Source organism: Streptomyces sp. bgisy159, from assembly GCF_965341775.1.
Lineage (GTDB): Bacteria > Actinomycetota > Actinomycetes > Streptomycetales > Streptomycetaceae > Streptomyces.
Genome location: NZ_CBDQZH010000001.1, coordinates 385,584 through 399,872 on the forward strand (window position 1 = coordinate 385,584; position 14,289 = coordinate 399,872).

Annotated in this window: 8 protein-coding genes and 4 tRNA genes; 5 read left to right on the plus strand and 7 right to left on the minus strand. The window is 71.7% G+C overall.

Going from position 1 to position 14,289, the window contains the following annotated elements; genetic code table 11:
• Positions 1-18 precede the first annotated feature (18 nt).
• The 6 genes from hrpA to ACSLTV_RS01865 form a co-directional block, all read right to left on the minus strand.
• Positions 19-4,014: an ATP-dependent RNA helicase HrpA gene (hrpA, locus tag ACSLTV_RS01840; RefSeq protein WP_435611497.1), complete on the minus strand. Its 3,996-nt coding sequence runs from the start codon at positions 4,012-4,014 to the stop codon at positions 19-21.
• Between the two features lie 79 nt (positions 4,015-4,093).
• Complete coding sequence (locus ACSLTV_RS01845; RefSeq protein WP_432139056.1) at positions 4,094-5,290, minus strand: acyltransferase family protein; 1,197 nt, start codon at positions 5,288-5,290, stop codon at positions 4,094-4,096.
• Positions 5,291-5,456: 166 nt separating this feature from the next.
• Positions 5,457-5,530: transfer RNA gene (locus tag ACSLTV_RS01850), tRNA-Phe, on the minus strand.
• Positions 5,531-5,554: 24 nt separating this feature from the next.
• A tRNA-Asp gene (locus ACSLTV_RS01855) sits at positions 5,555-5,629 on the minus strand.
• 38 nt (positions 5,630-5,667) lie between these two features.
• Positions 5,668-5,740, minus strand: a tRNA-Glu gene (locus ACSLTV_RS01860).
• 80 nt (positions 5,741-5,820) lie between these two features.
• Positions 5,821-7,518 (minus strand): metallophosphoesterase family protein, encoded by a 1,698-nt coding sequence (locus tag ACSLTV_RS01865; protein WP_432139057.1) that lies wholly within the window; start codon positions 7,516-7,518, stop codon positions 5,821-5,823.
• Between the two features lie 84 nt (positions 7,519-7,602).
• Here ACSLTV_RS01865 and ACSLTV_RS01870 point away from each other — a divergent pair, with 84 nt between their 5' ends.
• The 5 genes from ACSLTV_RS01870 to ACSLTV_RS01890 all read left to right on the plus strand — a co-directional run bounded on the left by ACSLTV_RS01870 (position 7,603) and on the right by ACSLTV_RS01890 (position 13,232).
• Positions 7,603-7,953: a metallopeptidase family protein gene (locus ACSLTV_RS01870; RefSeq protein ID WP_432139058.1), complete on the plus strand. Its 351-nt coding sequence runs from the start codon at positions 7,603-7,605 to the stop codon at positions 7,951-7,953.
• A 95-nt stretch (positions 7,954-8,048) separates the two neighbouring features.
• Complete coding sequence (locus ACSLTV_RS01875; protein ID WP_432139059.1) at positions 8,049-8,609, plus strand: hypothetical protein; 561 nt, start codon at positions 8,049-8,051, stop codon at positions 8,607-8,609.
• 255 nt (positions 8,610-8,864) lie between these two features.
• The gene (locus ACSLTV_RS01880) at positions 8,865-11,072 is read left to right on the plus strand and encodes a DEAD/DEAH box helicase (protein WP_432139060.1); all 2,208 of its coding nucleotides are present in this window, start codon (positions 8,865-8,867) and stop codon (positions 11,070-11,072) included.
• 218 nt (positions 11,073-11,290) lie between these two features.
• Positions 11,291-11,363 (plus strand) — tRNA-Lys (locus ACSLTV_RS01885).
• 513 nt (positions 11,364-11,876) lie between these two features.
• Positions 11,877-13,232: an LAETG motif-containing sortase-dependent surface protein gene (locus ACSLTV_RS01890; RefSeq protein ID WP_435611498.1), complete on the plus strand. Its 1,356-nt coding sequence runs from the start codon at positions 11,877-11,879 to the stop codon at positions 13,230-13,232.
• 153 nt (positions 13,233-13,385) lie between these two features.
• Here the strand turns inward: ACSLTV_RS01890 and ACSLTV_RS01895 are convergent, their stop codons facing one another.
• The gene (locus tag ACSLTV_RS01895; protein ID WP_432139062.1) at positions 13,386-14,225 is read right to left on the minus strand and encodes a serine hydrolase domain-containing protein; all 840 of its coding nucleotides are present in this window, start codon (positions 14,223-14,225) and stop codon (positions 13,386-13,388) included.
• Positions 14,226-14,289: the final 64 nt, after the last annotated feature.

The following is a 14,289-nucleotide window of genomic DNA, read 5'->3' on the forward strand; positions in this document are numbered from 1 at the left end:
CCCTCCGTACCGGAGCCATCACGACACCGCCGCGTCGATCGCCTTGACGATCCGCTTGTCGGAGACGGGGTACGCGGTGCCCAGCGCGTGGGCGAAATAGCTGACGCGGAGCTCCTCGATCATCCAGCGGATGTCCAGCACCGAGGACGGGACGGGCCGACCCTGGGGCATCTGCTCCAGCAGCCAGGCGAACTCGTCCTGCATCTCGTGGACCTTCTCCATACGGGTCGTGTCCCGCTGGACGTTGGCCGGCATCTGCTGCAGCCGCCGGTCGGCGGCCACCAGGTAACGCATCAGGTCCGGCAGCCGCCGCAGCCCCGCCCACGTCACGAAGCCGGGCTTCACGAGGGCGTCCAGCTGCTTGCGCACGTCCTGGAGGTTGGCGAGCAGCGCGGGACTGCGTACGCCCTTCAGGCGGCGCTCACAGGCCTGCCAGGCGGCCAGCACCTGCTGCACCTGCGCCACCGTGCGGACCGTGGTGTCCACGATCTCCGCCCGGACCTTGTCGTACAGCTTCCGGTACGACTCCTCGTCCCAGGCCGGGCCCCCGAAGTCGGCGATCAGCCGGTCCGCGGCGGCGGTCGCGCAGTCGTCGAACAGCGCCTGGATCGAACCGTGCGGATTCGCGGACAGCGCCAGCTTCTGCGGGTTCGTCAGCTTTTCGGAAGCGAACTTCGCGGGGTTGACCGGAATGTTGCGCAGGATCAGCCGCCGTGTGCCCTTCCACATCGCCTCGGCCTGCTCCGCCTCCGTGTCGAAGAGCCGCACGGAGACGGTGTCGCCGTCGTCGACCAGTGCCGGGTACGCCTTGACCGGCTGGCCGGCCCGGCGGGTCTCGAAGACCCGGGTGAGTGTCCCGATGGTCCAGTCGGTCAGGCCGGTGCGCTCCAGCGACTCCCCGCCCCGGCGCGAGGCGGTGGCCGCCGCGGCCTGGGAGATGGCCTGGCGGGCCTTCGGCTTCAGCCGCAGCCTCAGCGCCTCCAGGTCCTTGTCCTCGGCGATCTTCCGCCGCCGCTCGTCGACGATCCGGAAGGTGATCTTCAAGTGGTCGGGCACCTTCGACCAGTCGAAGTCGCCGGCCTCGAAGGGCACTCCGACCATCCGCTTCAGCTCACGCGCCATGGTGGTGGTCAGCGGCTCCTGGAGGGGGACGGCGGTGTCCAGGAAGCGCTTGGCGTAGTTCGGCGCCGGGACGTAGTTGCGGCGGATCGGCTTCGGCAGCGAGCGGATCAGCTCGGTGACGACCTCCTCGCGCAGACCCGGGATCTGCCAGTCGAAGCCCTCGTCGGTGACCTGGTTGAGCACCTGCAACGGGACGTGCACGGTCACACCGTCCGCGTCCGCCCCCGGCTCGAACTGGTAGGTCACCCGGAACTTCAGCGGCCCCTGCCGCCAGGTATCCGGGTAGTCGGCCTTGGTGACCGCCTCCGCCGACTCCCGGATGAGCATCTCCCGCTCGAAGTCCAGGAAGTCCGGCTGCTCCTGGCGCTTGCGCTTCCACCAGGAGTCGAAGTGCGCCCCGGAGACGACGTGGTCGGGCACCCGCTGCTCGTAGAAGTCGAACAGCGTCTCGTCGTCGACCACGATGTCCCGGCGCCGCGCCCGGTGCTCCAGCTCCTCGACCTCGCTGAGGAGCCTGCGGTTGTCGGCGAAGAACTTGTGGTGCGTGCGCCAGTCCCCCTCGACCAGCGCGTTGCGGATGAACAGCTCGCGGCTGGCCTCCGGGTCGATCCGGCCGTAGTTCACCTTCCGCTGCGCGACGATCGGCACGCCGTACAGCGTGACCTTCTCGTACGCCATCACGGCCGCCTGGTCCTTCTCCCAGTGCGGCTCGGAGTAGGTCCGCTTGAGGAGGTGCCCGGCGAGCGGTTCGACCCACTCCGGCTCGATCCTCGCGTTGACCCGGGCCCACAGGCGGGACGTCTCGACGAGCTCGGCGGACATCACGAACCGCGGCGGCTTCCTGAACAGTGCGGAGCCGGGGAAGATGGCGAACTTGGCGTTGCGGGCACCGAGGTACTCGTTGCGGCCGCCGCCGTCCTTGCGGGGTGCCGCGTCCTTGGACTCCTTCACGTCCTTCATGCCGATGTGCGACAGCAGACCGGCGAGGAGCGAGACGTGGATGCGGTCGGCGTCCGCGTCCTGGTCGTTGAGGTGGATGCCCATCTGCTTGGCGACCGTGCGCAGCTGGGTGTAGATGTCCTGCCACTCGCGGATCCGCAGGAAGTTCAGGAACTCCTGCTTGCACATGCGGCGGAACGACGACGAGCCGCGCTCGCGCTGCTGCTCGCGGACGTACCGCCACAGGTTGAGGTACGCGAGGAAGTCGCTGGTCTCGTCGCGGAAGCGGGCGTGCTGCTGGTCGGCCTGGGCCTGCTTGTCGGCCGGGCGCTCGCGAGGGTCCTGGATCGACAGCGCGGCGGCGATGACCATGACCTCGCGGACACAGCCGTTCCGGTCCGCCTCCAGGACCATCCGGGCCAGCCGCGGGTCGACGGGCAGCTGGGCGAGCTTGCGGCCGGTCTGGGTGAGCCGCTTGCGCGGGTCCTTCTGCTCCGGGTCGAGGGCGCCCAGCTCCTGCAGCAGCTGCACGCCGTCGCGGATGTTGCGGTGGTCCGGCGGGTCGATGAAGGGGAACTTCTCGATGTCGCCCAGGCCGGCCGCGGTCATCTGCAGGATGACGGAGGCGAGGTTGGTGCGCAGGATCTCCGCGTCCGTGAACTCCGGTCGGGCCAGGAAGTCGTCCTCGGAGTACAGCCGGATGCAGATGCCGTCGGAGGTTCGGCCGCAGCGGCCCTTGCGCTGGTTGGCGCTGGCCTGCGAGACCGGCTCGATGGGCAGCCGCTGGACCTTGGTGCGGTGGCTGTAGCGGCTGATCCGGGCGAAGCCGGGGTCGATGACGTACTTGATGCCCGGGACGGTCAGCGAGGTCTCGGCGACGTTCGTCGCCAGGACGATCCGCCGGCCGCCGTGCGGCTGGAAGACGCGGTGCTGCTCGGCGTGCGACAGGCGCGCGTACAGCGGCAGCACTTCGGTGCGCTGCCAATCGGTGCCTCCGGCGCGGGAGTACTTCTTCTCCAGCGCGTCCGCCGTGTCCCGGATCTCCCGCTCGCCGGAGAGGAAGACGAGGATGTCGCCCTGCCCCTCGCCCATGAGCTCCTCCACCGCATCCGTGATCGCGGTGATCTGGTCCCGGTCGGCGTCGTCGGAGTCCTCCTCGAGCAGCGGCCGGTAGCGCACCTCCACCGGGTACGTCCGCCCGCTGACCTCGACGATCGGGGCGTCGCCGAAATGCCGGGAGAAGCGCTCGGGGTCGATGGTCGCGGAGGTGATGACGACCTTGAGGTCGGGCCGCCTGGGCAGCAGCTGGGCGAGGTACCCGAGCAGGAAGTCGATGTTGAGGGACCGCTCGTGGGCCTCGTCGATGATGATCGTGTCGTAGCCGCGCAGCTCGCGGTCGGTCTGGATCTCCGCGAGCAGGATGCCGTCCGTCATCAGCTTGACGAAGGTGGCGTCCGGGTCGACCTGGTCGGTGAAGCGGACCTTCCAGCCGACGGCCTCGCCGAGGGGGGTGTTCAGCTCCTCGGCGACGCGCTCGGCGACCGTCCGGGCGGCGATCCGCCGGGGCTGCGTGTGCCCGATCATGCCCCGGACGCCCCGGCCGAGCTCCATGCAGATCTTGGGGATCTGGGTCGTCTTACCGGAACCGGTCTCACCGGCGACGATGACGACCTGGTGGTCGCGGATCGCTTCGGCGATCGCGTCCTTCTTCTGGCTGACGGGCAGCTGCTCGGGATAGGTGACGGCGGGCACCCGGCCGCGCCGCTCCGCCATCCTGGCCTCGGCCCTGGCGACCTCCGCCTCGATCTCCTCCAGGACGGCCGTACGGGCCTCCGGCTTACGGATCTTGCGCGCACCCTCCAGCCTCCGCCCGAGCCGGTGCGCGTCACGCAGGGACAGCTCGGTCAGGCGGGCGGCGAGGGCGCCGAGGGCGGGGGCGGGATGCGTAGACATACGGAGTCCAGGATCTCATCCCGCCGAAATGTGTGGCGAACGCTTTTGCCCGGGCCGGCCGCGAGGGGCCGGCCCCCGCTCACGGGCGGCGGACCTCGGGTGTCTTCGAGAACTCGGCGGTGCTGAGCCAGCGGCGCATGGACGCGGCGATGGGACGCTCCAGGAAACGGTGCACGAGGTAGGAGAACAGGATCAGCGCGCTGACCGTCGCCGCGATCAGGACCCAGGGGTCGACGCGGTCGCCGTAGTGGTGGACCACGGTCATGCCGATGACGTCGTGCAGCAAGTACAGCGGGAAGGTCAGCGTGCCCGCGACGGTCAGGCCCCGCCAGCTCAGGCGACTGGTCCAGCCGAGCGCGATCGCGGCGATGAGCAGGAACGACACCGTGACCGCGAGGATCAGCCAGCCACGCCAGGGTGCCCAGGTCGCCCAGTTGTTGCGGCCGCCGTGCGGTGCCAGCAGGAAGTGCACGGACAGCAGCCACGACATGACGACGATGCCCCACAGCAGGGGGGTCGGCCGGAAGCGGTACATCAGGTAGAAGGCCATACCGGCGATGAAGTACGGCGCGGACGTCGGGTTGACGATCAGGTAGAGCAGCGGGATGCCCGCCTTGGGGGCCAGGACCGCGGCCACCGTCCAGACACCGCAGAAGATCACCACGCGCTGGTAGGTGAGGCCCTTCCACACCACGACCGAGAAGGTCAGGTAGAAGCAGAGCTCCGGCCAGAGGGTCCAGTAGACCGAGTCGAGGTTGTCGACGCCGAGGGGCCGCTGGAGCATCGTGAGGTTGGCGAAGAGCACGCGCGGGTTGGGGTGCCCGAAGGGCGTGTCGGCGAGGTAGATGACGGCGGCCGAGACCAGCACGCCGATCCAGTACATCGGGTACAGGCGGGTGACCCGCGAGATGAAGAAGTGCCGGGGGGTCCGGCCCCAGGCGCTCATGCAGATGACGAAGCCGCTGATCAGGAAGAACAGGTCGACGCCGAGACGGCCGAAGGCGAAGGTGCTGTGGACGCGCTCGGGGAACAGCTCCTGGTAGGGCTGGTGCCAGATGCCCTCCATGGCCGCCGGGGTCTGTCCCACGAAGTGAAACAGGACCACGGCGAGCGCGGCCAGGAATCTCAGTCCGTCCAGGGCGGCCAGCCGGTTCGGCCGTTTGGCCGGGACGGCCTGCGTCGGCACGGCCCGCAGGGTGAGCGTCTCCTCACCCCCCTGCGCGTGTCCGGGAGTACCGGACGGCCGCGCCGCCTCCCTGTGATCTGTCTGGGTCATCCCACCACCGCTTCAGACGTGTCCGCTGACAGGGCTCACCGAACCCTGGCTCAGTTGACTCATAGGTCTAGCAAAGGGTTGTAGGGGACACGTGTTTTTCCGGTGGTGAAGGCCTGTGAAAGAAAACACCGAAGGCCCCGACCGTACGGTCGGGGCCTTCGAACGGTGGCTGGGGCCGGGGTCGAACCGGCGACCTTCCGCTTTTCAGGCGGACGCTCGTACCAACTGAGCTACCCAGCCACGAGGTTTCACGTGAAACCTCAGCGGTCCTGACGGGATTTGAACCCGCGGCCTCCACCTTGACAGGGTGGCGAGCACTCCAAACTGCTCCACAGGACCAAGCTGTTGCGTACGACAGTGTCGCACACGGTGATGCGTGCCCCCAACGGGATTCGAACCCGTGCTACCGCCTTGAAAGGGCGGCGTCCTAGGCCGCTAGACGATGAGGGCTATCGGCCCGCCTGGGCGCTTCTCAGCGCGTCGGGGACGTGAGAAGCATATGGGATGGCGGGAGGTATCGCCAAAACGGTTTACGGAGCGGTGGTCGCGGGGGTGGGCGCCGGGCTGCCGGTCCGCCCGGACGCGGACGCGGACGGCGTCGCCGAACCGGAGGCGGGGCTGGGCGCAGGGGTGGGCGTGGGGCTCGGGGAGGGGGCGGCGCCGGGCTGGTTCTCCCGCGGGAGGTGGCGGCTGACCTCGGCCGTCGTCAGGCCGAGGCCGCCCAGCCTGATCTCGTCCCAGGCCTGGAGGCGGTGCGTGTCGCGGTCGACGTACAGGATCGACGCCTGGATCGGGTCGGGGTACTTCCCCTCCACCGCCCGCAGCCCGCTGCCCCCGGTGGAGCCCTCCACCCGCAGCCGCGTGCCCTTCTCCAGGATCTTCATCTCCTGGTGGTGGATGTGGCCCGCCAGCACCATGGGCACCTCGCCGTCCACGACCCGCGCGGCGGCGGGCTCGTGTGCGACCGCGATGTCGACCGGCGTGCCGGCGGCCCGCTGCTCCCGCAGCGCCCGTGCCAGCCGGGCACCCGCCTGCTCCTGGGTCTCCTCGCTGCCGGGCACGGTGGACCGGTCCGGCGTGTACTGCGGATCGCCGATCCCGGCGAACCGGATGCCCGCCACGGTCACCGCCCGCCCGCCGTCCAGGACCCGCACGTTCCTGATCCCCTCCAGATAGCGCTGGGTGAGGCGCGAGTCGTGGTTCCCGCGCACCCAGACGTACGGCGCGCCGAGCTCCGCGATGGGGTCCAGGAACCCGTTCTCCGCCGCCGTGCCGTGGTCCATGGTGTCGCCCGAGTCGACGATCACGTTCACCTTGTACTGCTTCACCAGCGAGGCGATGATCTTCCAGCTCGCCGGGTTGAGATGGATGTCCGACACGTGCAGCACCCGGACGGTGGTCGGGTCGGGCTGGTAGACGGGGAGCGTGGAGGTGACGTCGTACAGCTTCGTCACGTTCGTCACCAGACGGGCCAGCTCCTGCTGGTAGACGTCGAACTCCGTGACGATGCTGCGCGCGTTGCCCACCAGGGACGGCGCGGACGACAGCAGCCCCGAGAACCTGGGCTCCAGGACCGACTTCGGGTTCCAGGTGGCGTACGCGGTCGCGCCGGACGCGGCGAGCAGGGCGAGGGCCAGGCCGCCGGCCGCCATCGCGCGGCGCGGGCGGCGGTAGACGGCCAGGCCGAGAGCCGTGGCGCCGGAGACGACCGCCACACAGGAGCGCAGCGCCAGGTCCCGGGTGCCGCGCTCCACGTCCCGCGTGACCTGGTCCTGGAGGCCGGACAGGCGCTCGGGATGGTCGACCAGGGCCTGGGAGCGGACGGGGTCGAGCTGGTCGACGTTCACGTCGAGGCGGACCGGGGCGACATGGCTGTCGAGGGTGAGCGCGCCCAGCGGGGAGACGTTGATCTTCGTGCCGCCGGTGAGGGACGGACGCAGGGTCATCGTGGTGTTCATGGGGCCGACCTGTGTCCGCACGTTGCCCACGACGAGCAGGCCCAGCCAGGCGCCGAGCAGGACGACGGCGACCAGGCCGAAGGCGCGGACCGCGGGTCGCCGACGGCCGGCGAGCTCCGGGACGGCCGCCGCGGGCCTCCGGCGCGCCCGGCTGGAACGCTCGGCGGAGCCGGGGCGGGCGGGGTACCCCGGGGACTTCGGTCGGCTGCGGTGGCGCTTCAGGGGCTTCAGGGGCTTCAGGACGGCGGCTGGGACGCGGACGCGGGCCATTGGTCCCGTATGCCCAGATGCGTTCTCCGGTATGCCGGGCGTGCGGGGCCTGGTGGTGGCGGGGTCGTGCCGGACAATGGGCCTGTGCTGGAGATGACGCGCGAGGAGTTCGAGGAACTGGTCGCCGAGGCGCTGGACCGGATCCCGCCGGAGCTGACGCGGCTCATGGACAACGTCGCGGTGTTCGTGGAGGACGAACCCCCGGCCGACGATCCCGAGCTGCTCGGCCTGTACGAGGGGACCCCGCTGACCGACCGAGGAGAGTGGTACGCCGGTGTGCTGCCCGACCGGATCACCGTCTACCGGGGGCCGACGCTGCGGATGTGCGGCTCGCGCGAGGAGGTCGTCGAGGAGACCGAGGTGACCGTGGTGCACGAGATCGCCCACCACTTCGGCATCGACGACGCCCGGTTGCACGCGCTCGGGTACGGGTGACAGGTCGGACACGGTCGTAGCGGGGCGCGTGTCCTCTTGTGGGCGGTGGGAGTTGGGCACGTCGACTCCCGCAGACCGACCCGGAGGTGGCTTCCGTGCGCCCCTTGTACGTACCCGTCCGCCTGGCCGCCACCGTCATGGCCGTCGCCGCGGCCGCCGGCTGCATGAGCGTGGGGGACGAGGACGGCAGCCGGGCGAAGCCGTCGCCCTCGGCCGGTCGGCGTGACGGCGGGGAGGCCGCCGGGGGACAGGTGGTCCCGGGTGCCGGCCTCGGGGCCGGCGGCATGGGCACCGACGGCAGGCGCGGACGGGGCAAGGCGGGGGACGACGCCGAGGACGGGACGGACGCGTCCGCCTCACCGTCCGCCTCCCCGTCGGCGGAGGCGGACGCCGCGTCACCGTCGGCGGAGCAGAAGCCGGGCAAGGACGACAAGGTCAGGCCCGACAGGTCCGGGGAGCCGGAGCCGACCAGGGCTCGGCCGACGCCGCCTCCCCGGCCCGCCGACCCGGAGCCGCCCACCTCGCCCGAGCCGCCGGCCTCGCCCTCGCCCGAGCCGAGCACGGCCGAGCCCTCGTCATCGGCGCACGAGGACACGCAGGCGCAGCTCGTCGACCGCGAGCCGGCCCCTGAGGCGGGCGCCGAGGTGCGGGAGTGAGGGGGCGGTCGCGGCCACGGGGCCTCGTGCGGCAGGGCAGGGCGCTGAGCTGCGCGGACAGGGCCGGTTTGCCTTGAGGGGGGCTAGGTGCGTATGGTGGTAGATCGTTTGATCCCATTTGCCCGGCGCCACAACAGAGCGCGCCGTGTGGCGCGTACTCTCCTTTGCCGTGGCGGACCGCATTGAGGCGGTCGGATGCGATTCACGGAGTTGACGGGCGCGTGCCGAAGAGACTCCGGAAGGTTTCGCATTCGCATGTCCATTTCCAGCACTGATCACGTCGTCGTGCCCGAGGCCGACCCCACCGACGAGACCGTCGAGACCATCATCGAGGTCGTCGCGGCCGCCGAGGCCGGCGGTGACGAGGCTCCGCAGATCACCTTCGCGGACCTCGGTCTGCCCGAGGGTGTGGTGCGCAAGCTCGCACAGAACGGCGTGACCACCCCCTTCCCGATCCAGGCCGCGACTATCCCGGACGCCCTGGCCGGCAAGGACATCCTCGGCCGGGGCCGCACCGGTTCGGGCAAGACCCTCTCCTTCGGTCTGCCGACGCTGGCCCGGCTGGCCGGCGGCCGCACCGAGAAGAAGCGCCCGCGCGCCGTCATCCTCACCCCGACCCGTGAGCTGGCCATGCAGGTCGCGGACGCGCTGCAGCCGTACGGGGACGTCGTCGGCCTGAAGATGAAGGTCGTCTGCGGTGGTACGTCGATGGGCAACCAGATCTACGCCCTGGAGCGCGGTGTCGACATCCTGGTCGCCACCCCGGGCCGGCTGCGCGACATCATCAACCGCGGCGCCTGCTCCCTGGAGGACGTGCAGATCGCGGTTCTCGACGAGGCCGACCAGATGTCCGACCTGGGCTTCCTGCCCGAGGTGACGGAGCTGCTGGACCAGGTCCCGGCGGGCGGCCAGCGGATGCTGTTCTCCGCGACGATGGAGAACGAGATCAAGACCCTCGTCGACCGCTACCTGAACGAGCCCGTCCTGCACGAGGTGGACGCGGCCCAGGGCGCGGTGACGACCATGTCCCACCACATCCTCATCGTGAAGCCCAAGGACAAGGCGCCGGTCACCGCCGCGATCGCCTCCCGCAAGGGCCGCACGATCATCTTCGTCCGCACCCAGCTGGGCGCCGACCGCGTCGCCGAGCAGCTGCGCGACGCCGGCGTGAAGGCCGACGCGCTGCACGGCGGCATGACGCAGGGCGCCCGGACCCGCACCCTCGCGGACTTCAAGGACGGGTATGTCAACGTCCTGGTCGCCACCGACGTCGCCGCCCGCGGCATCCACGTCGACGGCATCGACCTGGTTCTGAACGTGGACCCGGCCGGCGACCACAAGGACTACCTGCACCGCGCGGGCCGCACCGCGCGCGCCGGCCGCACCGGCACGGTCGTCTCCCTCTCGCTGCCGCACCAGCGCCGCCAGATCTTCCGCCTCATGGAGGACGCCGGCGTCGACGCGGCCCGCCACATCATCCAGGGCGGCGCAGCCTTCGACCCGGAGGTCGCCGAGATCACCGGCGCCCGCTCCATGACCGAGGTCCAGGCGGAGTCCGCCGGGAACGCCGCCCAGCAGGCCGAGCGCGAGGTCTCCCACCTCAGCAAGCAGCTGGAGCGCGCGCAGCGCCGCGCCACCGAGCTGCGCGAGGAGGCCGACCGGCTGGTTGCCCGCGTTGCCCGTGAGCGCGGCGAGGACCCGGAGGCCGCCGTGGCCGAGGCCCAGGCCGTGCAGGCCGAGGCGGCCGCCGAGCCGTCGGTGCCCGAGCAGGCGACCGCCCACCATGACAACGCCGGTGAGCGCGCCGTGCGCGAGGAGCGGCCGGCGTCCGCGTCGTCGTACGAGCGCCGTGAGCGGCGTGACGACCGGGGTGAGCGGGGCGACGACCGTCGTCCGTTCGACCGGGACCGTCGTGACGGCGACCGTGGTGGCCGTTCCTTCGAGCGCCGCGACGACCGGGGCGGCCGTGGCTTCGACCGCCGCGACGACCGTCGTCCGTTCGACCGTGACCGCCGCGACGGCGAGCGCCGGGACAACGACCGGGGTGGCTTCCGCCGCGACGACCGCCGCCCCTTCGACCGTGACCGCCGCGAGGGCGACCGTGGTGGCCGTTCCTTCGAGCGCCGGGACGACCGCGGGGGCTTCCGCCGTGACGACCGTCGTCCGTTCGACCGTGACCGCCGCGAGGGCGAGCGCGGGGACCGCGGCTTCGACCGTGACCGCCGTGACGGCGACCGTGGTGGCCGTTCCTTCGAGCGCCGGGACGACCGCGGGGGCTTCCGCCGCGACGACCGCGGTGGCCACCGCGGCAGCGACCGTCCCTTCAACCGCGACCGCCGTGACGACCGCCCGGGCTTCCGCTCCGGCGGCCACGACCGCCCCTACGGCCGCCGTGACGACCACCGCGGTGGCGGCTCCTTCGGCCGCCGCGAGGACAAGCCGCGCTGGAAGCGCAACGGCTGACGCCGGCTGAGCTGAGCACGAGGGCCCGTACGACGCCGGTCGTACGGGCCCTCGGCCGTCCTGGCCCCGAGCCGCCCCGTCCCGAGCCGCCGGGTCCCCGGGCGGCCCCGCCGACGGGGACCTGACCGGTATCCGGTTACTCCGCCCCGGCCGTGTCCCCCATACTCGATCGGAGACCCGGCCGGCTGCGGCTATGCTCGGGTGGGCAACATCGCCACGGGCCGTTAGCTCAATTGGCAGAGCAGTGGACTTTTAATCCATTGGTTGTGGGTTCGAGTCCCACACGGCCTACCGGTGGCAGGCGGGACATATCCCTCCCGGCCTGCAGCGCAGCGCCTGAGGCGACTTCGGTCGCCTCGGGCGCTGCTTCGTTCGGGGGCGGTGTGTGAGCGGTGTGTGAGGGGGACGGCTCCGGGGCCCGTCGGATCGTGACGTCGAGGTTGCTTTTCGGCCAACCGAACCCACCGGCAGCGCAGTTGTCGTCCGTCCCGCCGGACGTACGGTCAGGCCGACGGATGGCAACAGTCACAGAGAATCCCCGCCCGCGAGAGCAACTGTGGCCTTTGTCCCGTTTCAAGGGTGAGTGGAACGGGTGATTCCGGGCGGGTGGGGCGGGTGGGAAATATAACCGGTTCCACGGGGCGCATCGCGGTAATACGATCATGACGCTGACCGGGACCGCGTGCCAACGGTCGGCCGCGGCGCTTGAGATCACGGGGTTCTGACGCGATGACGGACGATGTCGACGCCGGCCCGGGGTCCGTCGCACACCTCTCCGTTCTTTCTCGCCAGAAACGAGAACCCATGAAGATCCGCCGTACTCTCGCGACGGCCGTCGCCCTGGCCGCCACCGCCCCCGTCGTGCTCCTCGCCGCCGGTCCGGCGTTCGCCGGCACCGCCGCGGCGCCGACCGCGTCGGCCACCTCGACCGGGTCCGCGGGGTCCTCGGGGTCCACCACGCCGAAGTCGCAGCCGCAGGCGGCGGCGAAGCCCTCCATAGCCGAGCTGGAGAAGGCCGTCGCCGACGCGAAGAAGGCGTACGACGACGCCGTCGCCGCCGAGGCCGCCGCCCGCAAGGCCGTCGACGCCGCGCTCTCCGACACCGCGCCGCTCACCGTCGCCGCCGCCGAGGCGGAGAAGGCGGCCAAGGCCGCCGCGGCCGCGAAGACCGCCGCGGACAAGGCGGTCGCGGACGCGCAGGCGGCGGTCGACGCCGTCATGGCGGACGAGAACTCCACCGAGGCCGACCGGACCGCCGCCCTCAAGGCCTTCGCCGAGGCTCAGGCCGCGGCCGAGGACGCCGCCGCGGACAAGTCGGCCGCCGACACCAAGTACGCCGATGCCCTCGACGCCAGCAACGACGCCCGGGTCGCGGCGGCTCGCCAGTACTCCGTGGCACAGAAGGCCACCGAGGACGCCCGGGCGGCCCTGGAAGCCGCCGAGGGGGCCCTCGCCCAGGCCAAGGAGGACGCCGAGAACGGCGACTCCTGCGAGGCGGAACCCGGTCTCGCCGTGTCGGTCTCCGGGCTGCCGGGCAGGATCGCGGCCGGCTCGACGGTGGACTTCTCGATGCGGCTGACCAACAACACCGGTCGGACCCTGGACGAGGTCTACCCGTACGTGAGCGTGCACGCCACCGACAAGTCGGGCCAGAAGGACCTCGGCCGCATGCTGAAGCTGCAGTGGTCCAACGCCGCCTCCCCCGCGTGGCACAACCTCGACCGGGACGGCTACGCGGGCACGATCAGCGCGCTGAAGGCCGGGGCCCACTCCGACGTCAAGCTCCGGCTGACCGTGGACGCCGAGGCACCGGCCGGTGCGGGCATCGCCGTGACCACCGGTGACTACTACAACGACTCGGGCGACTGCGGCGGTACGCCGGACTTCGACGTCTACGAGTTCGAGCTCGTCGCCGCCGGGGGCGCGTCCGGCGGCGAGGCGACGCACGGCACCACCCCGCGTCCCTCGGACAACAAGCCGCAGGGCGGCACCTCCACGGTGCCGGTGACCACCACGACGACCACGACCGGCGCCCTCGCCGAGACCGGTTCGTCCTCCGCCACGCCGAAGCTCGCCCTCCTGGGCGGCGCCGCCGTGGTGCTCGGTGCCGGTGCGGTGATCGTCGCCCGCCGCCGTCGCTCGTCGTCGGACTCCGCCTGACGCACCCGCGCCTCGCCCCTCGCGCCCGGGGTCGGCATCCACAGACTGTGGATGCCGACCCCGGGCGTCGGTGCGCTGGTCGAGGGCCCGGGGCGGCCCGGGACGGCGCGTCCGGGGCAGGCGGGTCGGCGGACGGGCCGAGGCGTGGCGCGCCTAACGGGCGGTGCGGGGCTGCCGCAGCAGCTCGACGCCCATCCGGTCCGTGTCGTCCGGAGCCCCGTTGAGGCGGTGCACCAGCGCCCAGCGGCCGTCGTCCGTCGCGCCGGCGAAGAGGGAGGCGTGGCGGGTGGCGCCGTTGTGCCAGCGCAGGGGCCCGGAGGTCTGCCAGCTCGGGGCGGGGTCGCCGAGCCGGCGCTCCAGCAGCAGCCGCACGACCAGGTCGGCCGCGGCGCGGGGAGTGGCCCACAGACCGCCCGCGGGCAGGATCGCGCCGTCCATCGTCCAAGGCCTGCGGGGGCGCCCGAGAAACCCGGGGGCCGTCAGGCGCCGGGCGGGGTCGGGGCGCGCGGTCACTTCCGTGATGCCGAGCGGGTTCAGCACGTGCTCGGTCACCAGCTCCTCGTACGTCGTCCCGGAGACGGCGGTCAGGGCCGCGCCGAGGACCGCGTAACCGAGGTTGGAGTACTCCTCGGCCTCGCCGGGAGGACGGGTCACGAGGGTGTCGAGGCGGGGCAGCAACCGGTCCAGCGCGGGGCGGTCGAACGCCGCGTAGGGGTCCCGCCGGGGGAGCCGGCCGGGTGGCAGACGGGGGAGGCCGGAGGTGTGCCGGGCCAGGTGCAGGAGGGTGATGCCCGTGGCCGGGGCGGCGGGGAGCCGGCGTTCGATCGGGTCGTCCCACGAGAGCAGCCCGGCCGCGGCCATGCGGGTGAGGGCCGTACCGGTGACGACCTTGGTCAACGAACCGATCTCGACGAAGCGGTCGACCGCGTGACCGCCGGTCGCGGCCGGCGCGGCCATGTCGCTGAACACACACGTCGGGACGCTGGTCGACATCCCTTTGTTTCTAGCTGGGTTCACCGGATCGATCCAACCAGCTCCCGCGGCGGACGATCTGCCC